General features: G+C 60.5%; 14 protein-coding genes and 1 tRNA gene. 9 read left to right on the top strand and 6 right to left on the bottom strand.

What is annotated here, in order from left to right; all coding sequences use genetic code 11:
* The first annotated feature begins 3 nt into the window (after nt 1-3).
* The 6 genes from DW037_RS04390 to DW037_RS04365 all read left to right on the top strand — a co-directional run bounded on the left by DW037_RS04390 (nt 4) and on the right by DW037_RS04365 (nt 4,471).
* Nucleotides 4-432 (top strand): hydrogenase maturation nickel metallochaperone HypA, encoded by a 429-nt coding sequence (locus DW037_RS04390; protein ID WP_117736762.1) that lies wholly within the window; start codon nt 4-6, stop codon nt 430-432.
* A 377-nt stretch (nt 433-809) separates the two neighbouring features.
* On the top strand, nt 810-1,799 hold the full coding sequence (locus DW037_RS04385) for a PTS sugar transporter subunit IIB (RefSeq protein WP_089573275.1): 990 nt from the start codon (nt 810-812) through the stop codon (nt 1,797-1,799).
* 18 nt (nt 1,800-1,817) lie between these two features.
* On the top strand, nt 1,818-2,636 hold the full coding sequence (locus DW037_RS04380; protein ID WP_089573274.1) for a PTS mannose/fructose/sorbose transporter subunit IIC: 819 nt from the start codon (nt 1,818-1,820) through the stop codon (nt 2,634-2,636).
* A 16-nt stretch (nt 2,637-2,652) separates the two neighbouring features.
* Nucleotides 2,653-3,573 (top strand): PTS system mannose/fructose/sorbose family transporter subunit IID, encoded by a 921-nt coding sequence (locus DW037_RS04375; protein WP_118372890.1) that lies wholly within the window; start codon nt 2,653-2,655, stop codon nt 3,571-3,573.
* Between the two features lie 120 nt (nt 3,574-3,693).
* Nucleotides 3,694-4,092, top strand: a complete 399-nt coding sequence (locus DW037_RS04370; protein ID WP_118372889.1) for a DUF956 family protein — start codon at nt 3,694-3,696, stop codon at nt 4,090-4,092.
* Nucleotides 4,093-4,395: 303 nt separating this feature from the next.
* Nucleotides 4,396-4,471, top strand: a tRNA-Arg gene (locus DW037_RS04365).
* A gap of 279 nt (nt 4,472-4,750) precedes the next feature.
* On the opposite strand, the gene pknB is transcribed toward DW037_RS04365, so the two are convergent.
* The 6 genes from pknB to DW037_RS04335 form a co-directional block, all read right to left on the bottom strand.
* The gene (pknB, locus tag DW037_RS04360; protein ID WP_118372888.1) at nt 4,751-6,706 is read right to left on the bottom strand and encodes a Stk1 family PASTA domain-containing Ser/Thr kinase; all 1,956 of its coding nucleotides are present in this window, start codon (nt 6,704-6,706) and stop codon (nt 4,751-4,753) included.
* Nucleotides 6,707-6,838: 132 nt separating this feature from the next.
* Entirely contained in the window at nt 6,839-9,709 is a 2,871-nt protein-coding gene (locus DW037_RS04355; RefSeq protein WP_118372887.1) for an FtsW/RodA/SpoVE family cell cycle protein, read from the bottom strand.
* Between the two features lie 16 nt (nt 9,710-9,725).
* Nucleotides 9,726-11,525, bottom strand: coding sequence for a Stp1/IreP family PP2C-type Ser/Thr phosphatase (locus DW037_RS04350; RefSeq protein ID WP_117584198.1), 1,800 nt, complete (start codon nt 11,523-11,525; stop codon nt 9,726-9,728).
* Nucleotides 11,522-11,938: an FHA domain-containing protein gene (locus DW037_RS04345; RefSeq protein ID WP_006235180.1), complete on the bottom strand. Its 417-nt coding sequence runs from the start codon at nt 11,936-11,938 to the stop codon at nt 11,522-11,524. Before DW037_RS04345 ends, DW037_RS04350 begins: the two co-directional genes overlap by 4 nt.
* A 6-nt stretch (nt 11,939-11,944) precedes the next feature.
* A complete protein-coding gene (locus DW037_RS04340) occupies nt 11,945-12,958 on the bottom strand; it encodes an FhaA domain-containing protein (RefSeq protein WP_035136732.1) in 1,014 nt (337 codons plus the stop codon).
* A complete protein-coding gene (locus DW037_RS04335; RefSeq protein WP_117584196.1) occupies nt 12,955-14,808 on the bottom strand; it encodes a serine/threonine-protein kinase in 1,854 nt (617 codons plus the stop codon). The genes DW037_RS04340 and DW037_RS04335 overlap by 4 nt, the downstream gene beginning before the upstream one ends.
* A gap of 439 nt (nt 14,809-15,247) precedes the next feature.
* On the opposite strand from DW037_RS04335, the gene DW037_RS04330 reads away from it, so the two are divergent.
* From DW037_RS04330 to DW037_RS04320, 3 genes are all read left to right on the top strand, one after another.
* Nucleotides 15,248-17,383: a LuxR C-terminal-related transcriptional regulator gene (locus tag DW037_RS04330; protein WP_158571934.1), complete on the top strand. Its 2,136-nt coding sequence runs from the start codon at nt 15,248-15,250 to the stop codon at nt 17,381-17,383.
* A gap of 109 nt (nt 17,384-17,492) precedes the next feature.
* Entirely contained in the window at nt 17,493-18,005 is a 513-nt protein-coding gene (locus DW037_RS04325) for a hypothetical protein (RefSeq protein WP_118372885.1), read from the top strand.
* 54 nt (nt 18,006-18,059) lie between these two features.
* Entirely contained in the window at nt 18,060-18,941 is an 882-nt protein-coding gene (locus DW037_RS04320) for a hypothetical protein (protein WP_089573265.1), read from the top strand.
* Nucleotides 18,942-18,950: the final 9 nt, after the last annotated feature.

Raw genomic sequence — 18,950 nt, 5'->3', positions numbered from 1 at the left:
ACCTTGCATGAATTGGGAATCGTTTATCACATTATTCGCGATGTTGAGAACGTGGCGCGCGCCAATGGCGTGCGTCGCGTTTCGAGCGTCACGCTGCTGCTGGGCGAGGTCTCGGGCGTCGTTCCCGACTTGCTGCTCGACGCTTGGCGCTGGGCGGCAGATAAAAAGTCCATCACGCAGGGCGCGGAGCTTATCGTGGAGCCCGTCGAGGCCGTGACGCATTGCGAGGCGTGCGGCCGCGACTATGCGACAGTCGAGCACGGCAAGACCTGCCCCCATTGCGGCAGTGGCGATACCTATTTGCTCCAGGGCCAAGAGGTCATGATCAAGCAGATCGAGACCCCCGACGAGGATCCGGCAGACGCTGCCCCCGGCGGCCCTTCTGACGCCCCCGACGCCGTCGACGCCGCTAACCCTCTCCACATCGTCTAGCCCCTAGTCGTTGGGGACGTTCTTGTTTGACTAGTCGTTTAAGAACGTCCCCAACGACTACTTGCGCTAGAGCATAAGTTATACAATTAGTCAAGTTATGTCTGTTTAAACAAAATAGCGGCACGCAGGCGCATTGGGATTAACCTAAAAGCGGCGTTAATGAACAGAGTGTCTGTATATATCTGTGAAAGTAATTGGGAAATCACGTTTTAGTAGGCAATGAGCTGTAAATCAGCAACGTAATCAATTTGTAACAAACTTAGACGTTTAAACAAATAATGCAACCGTTTGCGAATTTAGCTATAAATCCACAAGGCGAACAGGTATACTCCTTTATTGTCGTGTAGGAAATACGTAGACAAAAAGGAGGTTATGTGATGGTAAGTATTGTTCTTGCTAGCCATGGTGACTTGGCGGCTGGAATCAAGCAGACGGGCTCGATGGTCTTTGGCGATCAGCCGTCTGTTGCCGTGGTCTCGCTCGAGCCGAGCATGGGCCCCGACGACTTCCGTGCCAAGGTCGAGGAAGCAATCGCTTCCTTCGAGGACCAGGAGCAGGTGCTCTTCCTCGTTGATCTGTGGGGCGGCACGCCGTTCAACCAGATCAGCGGGCTCATCGAGGGCCACGATTCCTGGGCTATCGTCACCGGTGTCAACCTGCCTATGCTCATCGAGGCATATTCGCAGCGCTTTGACGCAAAGAACACTGCACATGCGATCGCAAAACATCTCGTGACTGAGGCTAAGGCCGGCGTGCGCGTCAAGCCCGAGTCTCTGGAGCCCGAGGAGAAGAAGCCGGCTGCGGCCGCCGCTGCTCCTGCGGGTGCCATTCCTCCGGGAACGGTGATCGGCGACGGGCACATTAAGATCGCCCACGTCCGTATCGACACGCGTCTGCTGCATGGTCAGGTGGCCACCACGTGGACCAAGCAGATCAACCCCAACCGCATCATCGTGGTCTCCGACGGCGTTGCTCACGACGAGCTCCGCAAGACCATGATCGAGCAGGCTGCCCCTCCGGGAGTCCACGCCAACGTCGTGCCCATCAAGAAGATGGCCGAGGTCGTCAAGGACACGCGCTTTGGCGACACCAAGGCGATGCTGCTGTTCGAGAACCCGCAGGATCTGCTCAGGGCCATCGAGGCCGGCGTCGACATCAAGGAAGCCAACATCGGTTCCATGGCCCACTCCAAGGGCAAGGTCGTCGTCACTAACGCTGTCGCTATGGGCGATGACGACGTCAAGACCATCGAGGCTCTCAAGGCCAAGGGCGTCAAGTTCGAGGTCCGCAAGGTTCCTTCGGATTCCTCCGAGGATCTCGACGCCATGTTGAAGAAAGCTAAGGCCGAACTGGCCGCTCAAGCATAGTAAAGGAGGGTCCGATACATGTCTGCAATCACTATTCTGCTTGTTGCGATTGTCGCGTTGCTTGCCGGTATGGAAGGCATTCTGGATGAGTTCCAGTTCCATCAGCCGCTCGTGGCATGCACGCTTATCGGTCTCGTAACCGGTCACCTTCAGGAGGGCATCCTCCTGGGCGGTTCGCTCCAGATGATGGCCCTTGGCTGGGCTAACGTCGGTGCCGCCGTCGCGCCTGACGCCGCTCTGGCCTCGGTCGCTTCTTCGATCATCATGGTGCTCGCCCTCAACGGTGGCGCCACCGATTCGGCCAAGGCCGTTACCGCCGCTATCGCCGTCGCCGTCCCGCTGTCGGTCGCTGGTCTGTTCCTGACCATGATCTGCCGTACCCTGGCTACCGCTATGGTTCACGGCATGGACGCCTGCGCCGAGAAGGGCGACTTCGCCGGCATCGAGCGTTGGCAGTACGCCGGCATCCTCATGCAGGGTGTTCGTATCGCCATCCCGGCAGTACTTCTGTGCATCATCCCGGCCGAGGCTGTTACCAACGCGCTTAACGCTATGCCCGATTGGCTGTCCGGCGGCATGGCTGTCGGCGGCGGCATGGTCGCTTCCGTCGGTTACGCCATGGTCATCAACATGATGGCCACCAAGGAGACCTGGCCGTTCTTCATCCTCGGCTTTGTCCTTGCTGCCATCCCTCAGCTCACGCTGATCGCCCTTGGCCTCATCGGCATCTCCCTTGCCCTCATCTACCTTGGCCTTAAGGATCTGGCCAAGCAGGGTGGCGGCATGGGCGGTGGCTCCGGTGACCCGCTCGGCGACATTCTGAACGATTACGAGTAGGAGGGGAGTGATACATATGGCAGAGAACAAGATTCAGCTCACCAAGGCTGACCGTAAGAAGGTTTGCTTCCGTCATCAGTTCCTTCAGGGCTCGTGGAACTACGAGCGTATGCAGAACGGCGGCTGGTGCTTCGCAATGATCCCTGCGATCAAGAAGCTCTACACCAGCAAGGATGACCAGATTGCCGCTCTTAAGCGCCACCTGGAGTTCTATAACACCCACCCCTATGTTTCCGCCCCCGTCATTGGCGTTACCCTCGCCCTCGAGGAGGAGCGCGCCAACGGTGCTCCGATTGACGACGTCGCCATTCAGGGCGTCAAGGTCGGTATGATGGGCCCGCTCGCCGGCGTCGGCGACCCCGCCTTCTGGTTCACCCTTCGCCCGATTCTGGGCGCACTGGGCGCTTCCCTGGCCCTGTCCGGCAGCATCGCCGGTCCGCTGCTGTTCTTCTTCGCGTGGAACATCATCCGTTACGCCTTCCTGTGGTACACGCAGGAGTTTGGCTACAAGGTCGGCTCCTCCATCGCCAAGGACCTCTCCGGCGGTCTGATGGGCAAGGTCACCGAGGGTGCTTCCATCCTGGGTATGTTCATCATCGGCGCCCTGGTCGAGCGTTGGGTTTCCATCTCCTTTACCCCGATCGTCTCCAAGGTCACGCAGTCCGCTGGCGCCTATATCGACTGGGCCAACCTGCCCGCCGGTTCTGAGGGCATCAAGCAGGCATTGACGATGTACAGCTCTGTCGGTGCCAACGCACTCGACCCGGTGAAGGTCACCACGCTTCAGGCCAACCTCGATCAGCTCATCCCCGGCCTTGCCGCCGTGTGCCTGACCCTTCTGGTCTGCAAGCTCCTCAAGAAGAAGGTCAGCCCGATCGTCATCATCCTGGCTCTCTTCGCCGTCGGCATCATCGGTCGCGTCTGCGGCTTCATGTAAGCACGCTTCGGCTTAAGACCGAGAGTTGCTAGGCAAGGGCTTTTGAGCCATTGAAACGGACCGCACCCGGTGGGTACACTGGATGCGGTCCGATTGTTTTTATTGGAGGGCGAGGCGCGTATGGCGCAATCTCAGAACAGCACGGTCGATTTGGCAACGCCGGCAACCTGCCTGATGGGGCTTACCAGCCACGGTAGCGTGATGGTGGGCAATAAGGCGTTTGAGTACTATAACGAGCGTAATCCCGAGGATTATATCCAAATCCCGTGGGACGAGGTCGACTATATTGCCGCCGAGGTTTTGCGCGGCACCAAGAAGATTACGCGTTTTGCCATCTTTACCAAAGAGAATGGCCACTTTACGTTTTCGACGCGCAATGACAAGGAAACGCTTCGCGCGGTGCGTAAGTACATTGACGAGGACAAGCTCGTTCGTTCGCCCGACTTTATCGATGTGACGGCCAAGGGCGCCAAGAGCATCCCCTCCGTCATCAAGAACCTTTTCCACAAAGGCAACTAGTCATTAAAGAGCGCCCCCAAAGCGGGGCGCAGTTTCCCATGGGACTCGATCGGGAAAGTGCATCCCAGTTCGAGCGCCGATTGCGGGATGTAGTTTCCGGAACGGGCCCGTTTGGGAAACCGTGTCCCGTTTCGAGCCGAAATTCTGGGACACAGTTTCCCGGCTAGGTCTCATGGGGAAAGTCTGACCCAGAATTTGCCTGGATAGTGGGGCGCACTTTCCGGAGGGCTGTTCCACCGCAACTTCGAAGAGTGGCTATACGTAGCATTACAGCGGCGTAAATCTGCTACACTAGTACAACATGCCTCCGTAGCTCAGGGGATAGAGCACCGCTCTCCTAAAGCGGGTGTCGACGGTTCGAATCCGCCCGGGGGCACCAGAGATTTGCCGAGCCCGGTACCACCACGGTGCCGGGCTCTTCTGGTCTAAGGGCAGGATTCGGACCGTCGACACCCGCGTCACTCATTTCCCCGCGGGGGGGAGTTTTCGAATCCGCCCGGGGGCACCAGAGGAATATCGAGCCCGGTACCGCTACGGTGCCGGGCTCTTCTGGTTCATGCCATGTCAAAAATGAAGCGCCCGCTTGCTGGGGGAGCAAGCGGGCGCCTGTGAGCGAATATGTTTGCGGCGAGAGCCGTAATGAGCGGTTGGGTGGCGACTAGTTGGTCGTACCGGAATCGCCGCCCGTACCCGAACCCGAACCCGAGCCAGAAAGCGCAACCGTCAGCGTAATCGTGCTGTCGGTGGACTGCTTGCCGGTGGGGGAGACGCCCGTAACGGTGGCATCCTCGTTACCGCTCACGGGATTGCCGTTCTGGTCACAGAAGCCAATGTTATAGAAACCGGCGTTGTTGAGCGCGGTAACGGCGGCGGAAATGCTCTTGCCGTATAGGTTGCCCGGGACGGAGGCCTTGCCGGACTTCTTGGCAATGACGACGGTAATCGTGGCGCCGGGCTTCTGCTTGCCGCTGGGGTTCCAGCTGATCACGGTGCCCTCGGTAACCGAGTCGTTCTCCTGGTAGCTCACGTCGACGCCAAAGCCTGCCATATCGAGGGCGTTGCGCGCCTGGGCCTCGGTCATGTCGGTCAGGTCGGGGACGGACGTGGTATCCGGGCCGCTCGAGACCTTGTACGAGATGGTCGTGCCCTTCTCGACTTCCTTACCGGCGTCGGTGCCCTGCTCAAAGACCTGGCCTTCGTCGGCCTCGTTGGCCTCCTCGGTGGCGTTGCCCTTCAGGCCAACGCTTGCCAGCGCGGCTTCTGCCTGGTCCTTGGTCAGGCCGACAAGCCGGGGAACCTCAACCTTCTCGGAGGGCTTTGGGCCCTTGGAGATTACCAGGTTCACCTTGGTGCCCTTGGCCTTCTTGGTTTTGCCGTTGGGCGTCTGCTCGGCGACCTTGCCCTCGTCGATATCGTCGTTGTAGCTTTGGTCGATGGTGCCGACCTCGAGGCCGGCTTCCTTGATCTGCTCGACGGCAGTCTGCTGGTCCTTGCCCAGCACATCGGGCACGGTGACCTGCTCGCCGCCAAAGAGTCCTGTGGCAAAGGCCACCACGATACCGATGACGGCAACGGCTGCCACCACGGCGGCGATGATCTTGTTCTTGTTGGATTTGGGCTTTTCGACCTCGTAGGAGCCGGTGGAGCCCGAAACCGAGCTACGGGCGGTATTCTGGCCGCTCACGCCCGAGACGGGACGTACCATGGCGCGCGTCTGATCGGAAAGCTCGCGAGTCTTGGTGGCGCCCAGTTCACCGGGTGCACCGATGATGCGCGTGGGCTCCGAGATGTTGACGGCACGGCCCGACAGGTAGCTGTTGAGCACCTGACGCAGCTCGTCGGCGGTCTGGAAGCGGTTTGCCGGGTCCTTCTCCATGCACTTGAGGATGATACGCTCAAGGTCGGCGTCGACACCGGAGTTGATCTGGCTCGGCGGAATAGGCAGCTCGTTGACCTGCTTGAGTGCGACTGAGATGGCGTCATCACCGTCAAAGGGCACGCGGCCGGTGGCGCACTCGTACATCACGACGCCCAGCGAGTAGATATCCGAGGTGGGGCCGAGGTCCTGACCACGGGTCTGCTCGGGACTGACGTAGTGGGCGGTTCCCAGCACGTTGTTGTCTTGCGTGAGGTGGCTGTTCTTGGCGCGCGCGATGCCAAAGTCCATCACCTTGATGTTGCCGTCGGGCAGCACCATGATGTTCTGCGGCTTGATGTCGCGGTGGATGATCTCGTGCTTGTGGGCGACCGAAAGCGCGGAGCTGATCTGCGAGCCGATCTGGGCGACCTTCTTGGGGTCGAGGGCGCCGTGGCTCTTGATGCCGCTCTTAAGGTCGGTGCCGCGCAGGTACTCCATGACGATGTAATAGGTGTCGCCGTCCTTGCCCCAATCGTAGACGCCCACGATATAGGGGGAGGAGAGACCGGCTGCTGCCTGGGCCTCCTGCTTAAAGCGTGCGGCGAAGGTTGCGTCGCCAGCATACTGCGGCAGCATGATCTTGACGGCTACCGTGCGGTCGAGGACCTGGTCCTGTGCACGGTAGACGGTCGCCATGCCGCCTGTTCCCACCTTATCCTTGAGGAGGTATCTTCCCCCGAGGACCCTCTGTTCCATTCCTGCTCCTAACATAACTATTCGCTCAACGATGTGTGTAGTACCTACGATGTGGCCGCTGGGGCCGTGTGGCGCGTTGCCGCTAACTCTTCGGCCGCGGCGCGCCTCGGGTGTCCGATTCGATCATGGGCATCACGCTCCCTGTGCGGCAAGCGCCGCGGTCAGGACGATGCCGGCGATCTTGGCGGCCTTGACGTCATGCTTGTCGTAATCCTCTAAGGCCACCGAGATAGCGACCGTGGGTGAATCGTAAGGTGCAAAGCCAACGAACATCGAGTTGACGTTGGTGCCGCCGGTTTCGGCCGAGCCGGTCTTGCCGGCGACCTTGACGCCGGGGATTTGGGCATCGGTGCCGGTGCCGGACTGGACGACGGCAAGCATGGCCTGCTTGACCTGGTCGGCCGTGGCGGAGCTGACGGCCTGACCCAGCGAGCGGGACTGCGTGGTCTTGACCACGGTTCCGTCCGGGGCGAGTACCTGGGCTACAAAGTACGGGTCCATGACTACGCCGCTGTTAGCGATGGCGGCGGCAATCACGGCGTTTTGCATGACGGTGGTCTGCGGGCCGGGCGTGTGGTCCATGCCGACAGGCTGGCCGGCGCCGGCCCAGGCGGTCTCCCACTCGGTCATGAGCGACGGGTCGGCCATGATGGAGGCCGCGGAGGTCAGGTCCTGGCCGAGCTTTTGGCCGTAGCCAAAGGCGTTGGCAAACTGCACGAGCGTGTTTGCGCCAACTTCGTTTGCCACCTGGCCAAAGACGACGTTGGAGGACACGGCAAAGGCCTGCTGCAGGCTGATGGTGCCGTAGCTCTCGTTGGCATAGTTGGTGACCGGTGCGTTGCCGATGTCCATGGAGCCGGGCGCCTGGTAGGTGCTGGTAAGGCTGGCGGTACCGGTCTCGAGTGCCGCGGAAAGCGTAACGACCTTAAACGTTGAGCCCGGCGTGTACAGCGCGTCCATGGCGCGATTGTACATGGAGCCGTCCTCGCCGCCGCCCGTCTGCAGCAGGGCATCGATGTTGGTGTTGTCGTAGGTGGGCGAGCTGGCACATGCGAGCACCGCGCCGGTACGCGGGTCGATGACCACTACAGCGCCCTTAAAGCCCTTGAGTGCCTGCTCGGCCGCCGTCTGGATGCGCGAGTCGATGGTGAGCTTGGCGGTGTTGCCCGGCTGGGTCTGGCCCGCGAGCGACGCGATGGCGTTGTTCCAGCTGGAGTAATCCTTAGAGCCGGTGAGCGTGTCGTTCATGACACTCTCGATGGCGGTGGTGCCATACTGCTGGCTCACGTAGCCAACCACGTGCGCTGCCAGGTTGCCGTTGGGGTAGGAGCGTACGTAGGTGCCGTCCTCCTGCTGCAGCGACTCGGCCAGCGTCACGCCGTCGGACGTGATGATGGAACCGCGCTGGATGTACTTGGAGCGGGCGATAGTGTGGTTGTTGGTCGGCATATCCTGATAGTCCTTGGCCTTGATGACCTGGACATAGGTGAGGTTGCCGATAAGGATGGCGAACAGCGCCGTAAAGGCGAGCACCGCACGGGTTAGACGGTTGGCGAGCGCAACGCGGCCGAGCACACCGGATTCAGGCGTGTCGAGCAGGCGACGGCGCATGCGCGAGCCGACGGAATGGCTGCCGCTGCCGTAGGAAGACGAGGTGGCAAAGCGCGTGCCCGTCGGGGCGGCGGCAGATGCGACCTGATCATCGGTGATGGCGGCCATAGTGCCGGTGCCGGTAAGCTCGGCCTCGCGTCCGGTCGCTTCGTCACCGGCGCGCAGCAGGAGCGCGACGATGATAAAGCTTGCCAGCAGCGAGGAACCGCCCTGGCTCATAAAGGGTAGGGTGACGCCGGTCAGCGGGATCAGGCGGGTAACGCCGCCCACGATTAAAAAGGCCTGGAAGCTGATGGCGGCCGTAAGGCCCGTGGCGCTAAAGGCGGCGAGGTCGGATTTAGCGCGGGCAGCCGTGGTGAGGCCACGCACGGCAAAGAGCATAAACAGGATGAGCACGGCGCCGCCGCCCAAAAGGCCCATCTCCTCGCCGATGGCCGAGAAGATAAAGTCGGACTCGACGACAGGGATGTTGTTGGCCATGCCGTTGCCGATACCAACACCGACCAGACCGCCATCGGCAAGCGAGAAGAGCGACTGGACGATCTGGTAGCCCTGGCCCTGGGCGTCCTTAAACGGATCGACCCAAACCTGGAAACGCACCTGAACGTGAGACAGGAACTTGTAGGCGCCCACGGCTCCAACGGCTAAGAGCGCAAGGCCGATAACGACATACGAGAATCGTCCCGTGGCAACGTAGAGCATCAGCAAGAAGATGGTGTAGAACAGCACGGCCGAACCCAGATCGCGTTCGAAGACGACGACGAGCAGGCACACACCCCACACGGCAAACAGCGGCAGCAGCAGTCGCAGGCGAGGGATCTTAAGACCTAAGATCTTGCGGTTGGAGATGGAGAGCAGCTCGCGGTTCTCGGCCAGGTACCCGGCCAGGAACAGCACGATAAAGACCTTGGCGAACTCGCCGGGCTGGATGGTAAAGCCCGCGATGCGAATCCACAGCTTGGAGCCCGAGATCGTGGTGCCGATAAAGATAGGCAGCATCAACAGAATGATGCCGATAATGCCAAAGGTGTACTTGTAGCGCATGACTACGTCGAGGTTCTTAACCAACGCGAGCGTTCCCACCATCAGGGCCACCGAGACAAACAGGATGATGAGCTGTGAGATGGCGAGAGCGGGGGCGAGACGCGTCACGAACGTGATGCCGATGCCCGAAAGCACAAAGACAATGGGCAGGATGGCGGGGTCGGCACCGGGCGCCAAGATGCGCACGGCAATGTGGGCCGCGGCAAAGGCGGCAAAGAGGCCGATCGGTACGGCGAGCGTCTCAAAGGAGATGGCAGCGCCCGCGGTGAGGACGTACATCGCATACAGCAGGATGACGGGGAACGCCGAGGCGATGAGCAAGAGCAGCTCGGTGTTGCGGCGACTCATAAGCGGCACTCCCTTTCTAGTTCTTTTCGGAGGCTTCGGCCTCGGCGGACTGTTCGGCGGTTTTCTCGGAATCTGATTCGGAGGTCGATCCCTGGTCGGTGTTGTCGCGAATCGTTTGCGCGTCGATCACCTGGCGGGTCTGCTCCTCGTCGATCTGGTGGCGGTACTTGGATATCGTGTCCTGCGCATCGTCGACACTTGTTTGCGGAATGCCCGCCTTGAGGCGGTTTTGCGTGTCTTCGGGCAGGTCGGACAGCTTGATACTGGTTTCGCTTTCGAGCCAGTGGAGCTTGAGTCCGAGCGGCTTGCCGGGCAGGCCGCGCCAGACGGCGACATTGCCCTGGTAGGTACCCAGGTAGTACGAGCCGGTGACACCCGTGTAGGCCCAGATGGCAGCCGCCAGCACCAAGACGAGACCTAAGACGACGCCGATGGTGACGTTGCGGCGACGCACGCGTTGCGCCTCGCGCATAACGCCATCGTCAACCAGGTCAACGACTACTACGGTCACGTTGTCGTGGCCGCCGGCGGCAAGCGCCGCGTCCACTAGGTTGTCGACGCAGATTTGCGCGGTTGAGGACTGCGTGGCGATGTTCTCGATATCGCTATCGGGAATCATGCTCGAAAGGCCGTCGGAGCACAGGATCAGGCGGTCGCCTTCCTCGATATGCAGAGTGAAGTGGTCGGCATACATGGCGGGGTCCGAGCCCAGCGCACGGGTGATGACCGAGCGGTTGGGGTGGACGCGAGCCTCGTCTGCCGTAATCTCACCGGCGTCCACGAGCTCCTCCACGTAGGAGTGGTCGCGGGTCACGCGGATGAGCGTGCCCTCGTGGAGCAGGTAGGCGCGAGAGTCACCCACGTGGGCGATGGCGAGCGTGTCGTTTTCGATATAGGCGCAAGTGGCTGTGCAGCCCATGCCGGGCTTGCCCAGGCCGTTCAGGGCCGCCTCGATTACGGCGGCGTTGGCTGCCTCGACGGCTGCGGCCAGGCGTGCTGCGTCGGCGGACTGCGGGGCCGTCTTGGCAATAGTCTCGACGGCAATGGAAGAGGCTACCTCGCCGGCGGCGTGACCGCCCATGCCGTCGCATACGCAAAAGAGCGGCGACTGCACCAGGTAGGAATCCTCATTGTGCGGGCGTACGCAGCCAACGTCAGAGCGGGCGCCCCACATGAGTTGCGTGGTGGTGCCGGCATCATAGGTCGAGTCGGTCTCGATGCGCTCCTCGGTCAGGGGCTCAAAGCTCATGGTCGAGCCGGGGTCTTTGAGCTTGGTCTCAACGGCGGCAACGTCGATCTCGGCTGTGTCACCGGGAGAGACGGTGTCGGTCTCGGCGTTTGATTCGGAATCGCCGGTGTCCGGGGAGCCGGGCTCCTCGGGCGCGCGGGCGGTCGACTCGTCGTCTTGCGGGCTGACGTCTATAGGCTCGGGCGCCGGCGTAGACGCGGGCGCAACCTCGGATGCCGGGGCTATGGGAAACGCCGGCGCGGCGGGCTCGGGTGCCGCAAACACCGCAGCGCTCTCGTTGATTGCCGCGGCGACGGGCTCTGCAAAGTGAGCCGGCGCCGGGGTTGCTTCGGGCGCTGTGGGCTGTTCCGCAGCATGTGCGCCGATGGGCGCCGCTACGGCATCCTCTTCGTCCTCGTTATCGGCGAGATCCGAAATATCATGCGTTACATGCGAAAGAGGCAGGGAGAACACGGTGTCCTCGGGTTCCACGGGTGCGGAGCCCGCCGGAGCGGCGTGGGCCGGCGCAGCTGTGGCGGCAGCCGGTGCCTCGGTCATAGTTGCGGACTTGTTCTCCTCGTCGATCATCGACGGTTCACCTTCATGACCACGTCGCCAATCTGGACTTCGTCGCCCTCACGCAGCGTCGCGGGCTCCACGAGCTGGCGGCCGTTGACGAGCGTGCCGTTAAGCGAGTTGAGGTCCTCGATGATGAGCGCCGGGCCCTGCAGCGAAAAGCGCGCATGCGAGGCCGAGACGAACGGTTCGTTGATGCAGATGTCCGAAGATGGCGAGCGACCGACGATGACGGGGCCGAGCATGTCTACGTGGATGCCACGGATGCCGCGCGGGCCCTTGTCCACATCGATCGTCCAGATAGCCGAGTCGCGGCGCTGTCCGCGCACAAGTCCCACGCCGGTCTTCATGACGGCGAACAGGAAGATATAGAGCAGGGCGACCAGGACGATGCGGCCTGCAAAAAGGACGATATCGATGTTCATAAGCGACTATCCCCTAAATTCAAAGGTGCTCAGGCCAAACGTCAGCAGATCGCCGTTGCGCAGCGGGCAGCGCGTAATGCGGCGGTTGTTGACGAGCGTGCCGTTGGTGGAATTGAGGTCCTCGATCGACCAATCCGAGCCCGTAAAGGTGAGCTGGGCGTGGCGGCGCGACACGTTGGGGTCGCGCAGGGCAATATCGGAAACCGAGCGCTCGCGACCGATAGTCACCTGTGCGGAGGTGATGCTATGGCTCTCGCCGCTCACGACGTCGACGAGCTGGGCGAGCGGGCGCTGCGGGGCGCGAGTGCTCGCCATGTTGGAGGCGATGCCGGCTGCGGCGCCTAGGCCCACGGCGGCACCGGTCGCGGCGGCTCCGCCCATGCCGGCAAGCGCGTCGCGCGAGACGGTCTGCGGCACCGGGATGGGTGCTGCGGCGGGGTCGGGGACGCTAGGCGCGAAGGGGTCTGCCACGGCAAGCGGGTCGGGAGCGGCGGCGCGAGGCGTCGGCTGCTGCTGGGGCATGGCGGCGGGGCGCTGCTGCTGCGGGGCAGCAAACTGCTGCTGGCCGGCGCGCGGGGCGCTGGCGGCACGGCTTGCCGCGGAGTTGTTTTGGCCCAGACCGTTTTGATAGGCGCGCTCTTCTTCGTACAGGCGGCCGAGCGTGGGGGCATCGACGTTCTCGGCAAAGACCGAGAACTTGCCGGCGCGCAGCTGCGGATCGATCATAAAGCGCACGAGGGGCTCGCCGACAAAGACATAGCGGCGCTTTTCGGCCTGCGCCTTCACAAACTCGCGGACCTCGCGCGAAAGCTCGGGGTAGAACGGGGCGAGCATGGGATCGTCGTCGGCGGCGATCAGGATGGTATAGAGTGCCGGCGCCGTGTTGACGCCGTTGATCACCAGAGTCTGATCCTCCATGTCGCGAGCGGCCTGCTTGGCAAGCTTCTTAAAGGAGAACGGGGCACGGGTGGCACCGAAGATGCCGGCCACGTGGTCCTCGAAGATGTTCAGGAAGTTCACGAAAGATCACTCTCCGTATAGGTTCTTTGGTATCCGAGCAAATATAGGCATATCCCAACGATTATAGAGGATAGGGTTCCCGCAACCGCCGCCTTGGCGACGACCGCGGCTGCAAGGCTGGCAATTTCCATATGGTGTGCAAGACAGGACGCCGCTGCGCAGCCGATGCCGGCGACAGCGATGGCGGCGATTACGGCAAGGTTTGAGCCCTGATCGGCACGCTTGGCATGGGCGTTGAGCAGCGCAGATGACGCCGCGGCAGTTGCCGCTACCAGCACAAAGGCAGCCCAAAGGAGTGGGTCTCCCAGCGCTGCGGCAACGTTACCGAGCCCCAGCACGCCTCCGGCTGAAAGCGCGACCGTGGCCAGACGGGCAAAAAGTGCGCCCATGCCCGTTGCCGCGGCGGCGCTTGCCGGGCCGAGCCAAAATGACGCGACGCCGGCGGTGACCCCAGCTGCCAGGAAGGTATTGCCGGTCAGACAGCCAAGCGCGAGTGCACAGGTGAGTGCGGCGCTCGCGGCAGCCTCGGTGCGACCCCAGGCGATCCACCAACCGGACATGGCGGCGGCAAAGATCACCGCGACGGGCAACATCGACAGGACGCCCTGTGCCTGCATGGTGGCGTTTGCCATGAGCACCAAAAAGCCCACAGCCGAGATGGCCGAGCCAATCTGGGGGGCCAGGCCGGCCGCCGCTCCGATCGCGATAGCCGCAATGACCAGGCCGGGAAGCGCCGCGACGCCGGCCGTCTGCATCAGCAAAAAGCTAAAGGCGCCGCACGTTAGCGCCGAGATAGCGTGCATGGCGTAGTCGCGCGCATGGCTCCAGCGCGTGCCTGCCCAGCCGAGTGCGGGGTCGACTTCGATGGTGTCGTCCTCGTAGTGCGACGGCTCGATATCGTCGAGCTCCTGCTCGTCATCCGAAAGTTCGCCAACCATTTGCTCCAGGCTGCGACGGCCTTCGCGCACGCTGCCCAGACCGGCAAGGAGCTGGTCGCAAAATGCCTCGATGCTGTTGGGGCGGTCCTGCGGCATGGGGGAGAGCGCGCTCATGAGCGCGGCCTCGGCTCCCGGGGGAAAGTGTGGTATCAGCTCGCTGGGATAGGTGGCGCCGCCGATGATGCGGCCGAGCGAGTCGGCGGGCGTGGCCGCCATAAAAGGAGCGCTGCCGCACAGGCCCTCGTAGATCACACAGGCGAGGGCAAAGACATCGGCGCGCTCGTCGACCGTGCCGGTCTCGATATCGAGCTGCTCGGGCGGCATGTAGCCGATGGTGCCGCCGCGTGAGCCGCCAAAGCCACCGGCGGACGACAGCCGCGCCATGCCAAAGTCGGTGAGCTTTACATTGCCCGAGTGGTCGATGAGCACGTTGGCGGGCTTAATGTCCAGGTGGAGTACGCCATTACTGTGGGCGAAGGTGAGCGCCTGGCCCAGGGCATCGGCAATGGCCGCGGCCTCGTCAAAGGTAAGTGAGTGGCCGTCCGCGCGGTGCAAAAACTCGGCCAGCGACATGCCATCGACATATTCCATAACCAGGTAGGCATAGGCTGTGTCGTGCGTAAAGTCGATAACCTGCACGATGTTGGGATGTTGAAGCATGGCGGCAGTGTGCGCCTCGCGCAGGACATCCATGATGTCGCTAGCGGGCATGCCGGCACCGTTGATAAGGGGGATGCGTTTAATGGCGACGCGGCGGCGCAGGTGCGTGTCGCGGCAGATCTCGATGGAGCCAAAACCGCCGGTCGCAAGTGTCTCGAGCGGCTGGTACCGCTTGAGCAGCTCGCGAGAGCTGGTGCCCTCCAAAGGAACGTCCGGCGAGAACCGGGCGGTATGTTGCGAGAAAAGCGGCATGGCCAACCCTCGTGCGTTTAAAGTTCGTTTGCGAGCGGCGGGCGCGGGGCCGAGCCGTTCGCGGTGGCATAGATGCTGCTAGTGTAGCACGCTCGGGCAGATGGCGAGGATAGCGGGATGCGAGGTGGCCCGATCGATTCGGCCCGTTTCGGCTCGTTTGGAAAGCGCATCTCAGTTTTCAGCCAAATTATGGGATGCGCTTTCCAAATGGGGTGGGCTGCGGAAACTGCATCCCAGAATATTGCCCTGGAACGGGATGCGCTTTCCGAACCGGCGTCCAAAAGGAAACCGCATCCCGCTTTGATGTGGGGACTGCGAACAAAAGCCGGACCGTGATCTGGCGCGGATTGGAGTTCGCCTGAATCATTGATGCTGGCTGGTGTGAGAACAGAGATAAACGAGCGGCTCGAGCGATATAATGACACGCTATGGAGGCCGTATGCTCTTTTCCCGCCGTTCTGCTACATTTGCCTGCGCCATTGCGCTTGTCGTAATGGCGGTCACCCCTTATCACCGGTTTTCATCTTCAATCGGCCTAGCGTCAGGTGCAATGACCTGGCTCGTTATCCTGGGCGCATGCCTCGCGGCGTTTGTTCATGGTGCTGCGCTATGCAAGGGGGGAATGAGAAGGCCGAGGCATCTCGGTGCCATCGGTGTTTTCCTTGGTGTTATTGCAACGGTTCCCGAATGGGCCGACCTGGCTTTCTATGCTCGCGGAGACTCTATTCCAATCGTGTTTGCACCGATTTGGTTGTTACATGGCGTTTCGTGTGTCTCGTGCTTTGTTGGGTCGCTGCTTCTCTCATATGTTATTTGGGGCACGGCGGACTCTCCTTTGACGCAGAGGTCGACACGGACTGACGAAAGGGAAACTCGTCACCCGCAGGACGCGATTTTTACAGAAACAATAGCCGTCATGTCTTGCCTGCTGTTTTGCTGTCGAGTTTCATGGAGAGTCGTTCCCGAGCCATGGGGGATGCCCCCTGTAACGGCCGCGTCAATTGGCCTTGCGCTTTTAATTCCGTTGGTCTATCTCGCATTGACTGTGGCCCCGCCGTTTTGCCGCCCTCGTGCCTTTGGCCATGGGCGGCGCGACGTGTTTGCCTGTTCTGTGCTCGTAGCAGTTCCTATTGGTCTTATTCCGGCTGTTGAGGCGGCATACTTCGCAAGCGATGCCGTGGTCATTGCATTGCTGGCGATGGGGTCCGTTATCGCTGCTGCCTTCGTATGCATGTTGCTAAGGGGGAAACGGGACAACAATTCGGATATCGCCTGTGCGTCCGACACATTCGATGCGGGGGTGTTTTCCCCTGCCCTGTCGCCTAGAGAAGAGCAGTTTGTTCGACTGCTGCTCAAAGGGAAAACGCCGGCGGAAATTGCCAAGGAGACGGATACGAAGCCATCGACGGTGAGAACAACGCTTCACCGAGCATACGGGAAGGCGTCGGTTGCGGGCTCACGCGAGCTCGTGGCGCTGTTTGCGGGTGAGGGCGATACTGTAGGGCATGAGCTACCGCAGCGGCATGCTGACGATATAGTGGCATCAGCTCGAACGCGCCGGCTGTTTCGATACCTGCTCACATTATTCTTTATCCTCCTTGCGGCGGGGCCCTTGGTAATGGCGGATAGCGATTGGGGGTCCGGTGTTTCGCGGGCTGTCGCCTTTTCCCTCTTAAGCTACGCATTGGGTCTCGGACTGCTTCTGTCGCTACGCTACGCGGGTGGAAAAGCGAATCGTGGCGCTGCGCTGGATAGAGCGGGTGAAGCGATTTGGCTCGGAAGCCCGTACGTATGGGCGGTGCTATCTGCTGTGGAATGGTCTTTTATCTATATCGCGGCATTGATGTGCATACGCGTTCCGTTGATGGCTGTGCCGGTCCTGTTTTGCGGCGTGGCGTCTACGGCTTCGCTCGCTGTTGGGCTGCGTCCGTTTAAGGTGCATGCCCATGCTCGGGCTATCGTGCCGTTGGTGTCAATGGGCATGGTTGCCTTAATCTATGCGGTCGCTAGGGGGCGAATCCATGGACTTGCGGTGCTGACGGGGGTGCTGCTCACATATATAGTGATGCGAAGCTGTCCGCAGCGCAAAATGCTTGGGATATGGATGCTTTGCTTCGGGGCGACGGCTCCTGTTTGGGCTGTCTTGCTCAATATGGTGCAGGATCTGACGGTTTTCGAGCCGTTGTTCCTCGCGTCGTTGTTGGGGCAAAGTTCGGCTGTCAATGTCGTCGTGGCAACGGTGATTGTTTGCTGGTCTGTGCCCATGTTCGTTGCGCACATCGCGCTCGCCCGCTCGGTTGAGGACGAGAAGGCCGTCTTGGAGTACCGGGCGAACGGGTCCACCGAAACGGCCCGCGTGCGCCAGCTGGCCCTGCTTACGTCGCGCTCCCTTTCTGATGTTCAGTCGCAAATTTTGCTGATGACGGCAGAGGGGGCAACGACAAAGGCCATTGCGGAGGATGTCGGTTACGCTGCATCTACGGTGCAAGCGCTGCGGTCTGCATCTTACCGCCAGTTGAAGATCAAGAATAAGGCGGAGCTAATTTTATTGTTATCGCAGGTAAATAACGTGTAAACGCCTGAGCAATCAACTCAATAGCGGGTGTTTACAGACATTTTTCTCTATTCATGCGAAGGTTGCCGTGCGTCGACGCATTGTTAACCGCTTTTGATTGGAGAAGGCCATGATTAAGCCAAGGAGCGCTATTGCTCTAATCGGAGTCGGCTTGGTGATTGCAGCTGGTCTGTCCCTAGGGGTTCCCGCTGCATCGTTTGCACAAGAGGAGTTTGACACCTCTCAGGTTTCCAGCATTACTCAAAACGCCGATACGGGAATTACGACCTGTACGAACAATGCCGATAAGGCATTTAGTTTTCAATGTGCCGGGACGAGTGCAACTGGCTACCGTCAAAAGGATGATTCCTCATCGCTCTATCTGGATATCCAGGGCCATACGGGAAATCCGCTTCGGTTATATACAGACGGTGCGTATAACACAAGCGGTAGCGGCAGCATGAATTGTACTCAGGGAACGTATCGTTCGAATCACAAGGGACAGTGGGAAATGTATAACCTCGTCCGTGAGAACGGGCGATCTGCGGCGCGACTGACTGCATGGGCGGAGTCTGGCTACGGCACTGTTATTGGTGTATGGAGCCCCGACTGCGTCGGGCATTTCCACAAGCTTCCCGCATAGTTGTTTGAAATGGCTCCCTTCCGGCTTTCTGGGTCGGAAGGGGGAGGAGGACGTATGAACCAAAAGCTCGCAAGATACGAACTGTCGAAAACGATTAGACGTCCAGCTTTTATCCTTGCTCTCTTGATTGCGGTCGCAGTTGCAATAGCTGCCGCGCTGGAGCCGTGGGCAAATTTGGAAAAAGAGCGTCACAACCTTCTTTCTTTTGGTTACGGCGTTGGCGTGCAAGCCGAAAATTATCTCGGTCAAACACGTGAAAGCAGCTTCGGTAACTGGATTGTTGTGAGCGCGAACGCGCCACTGTCTGCGTCGGTGTTTTTCTATGCACTGCCCCTGCTTGCAATGTTGGCTGGATCTTGGTCGTGTCTCTTTGAGCGTTTGAGTGGTTATGACATGCAGATATGCACGCGCGTTTCCAGAAAGGCGTACGTGAACGTAAAGATGCTGTCTGCTTTCCTCTCCGCGTTTACAGTGACTGCCATTCCTCTGCTCGTCAATTTCCTGATCGTCTCGATGCTTTTTCCTGCGTATCTTCCTCGGGTCGATGAGTCGACTTACGTAGGACTTTACCTGCATAGCTACTTCTCCGGTCTATTTTATTCGCATCCTTTGTCATATGTGCTCGCATACACGCTGTTCGATGCTGTCACGCTCGGGACTTTATCCATGGCTGTAACTGGCTTCTCAATTTTGTTTCGTAGCAGAATCAAAGCGATAATTGTCCCGTATCTGCTAATGGTTGCGTGGCATTTTGCAAATGGCTGGATCTTCGGCGTAATGGCTTGTGTGGGGTTTAACTGCAATATCCTCAACAGCATCAGGTCGGAATCGCTGAATAACTGGCCAGACATTCGAGCCGGTTTTGCGGAAATCATATTATTGACCCTTGCTTCGTTGGCTTTTTCTGGGGCGTGGAAAAGACGCGAGGTGGTCTGATGCTGTTTA

Origin of the sequence: Collinsella sp. AF39-11AT, assembly GCF_003474585.1 — a bacterium.
Taxonomy (GTDB): domain Bacteria; phylum Actinomycetota; class Coriobacteriia; order Coriobacteriales; family Coriobacteriaceae; genus Collinsella.
The sequence above is the reverse complement of the archived record's forward strand: the minus strand, read 5'-3'. Positions and strand labels throughout refer to the sequence as shown.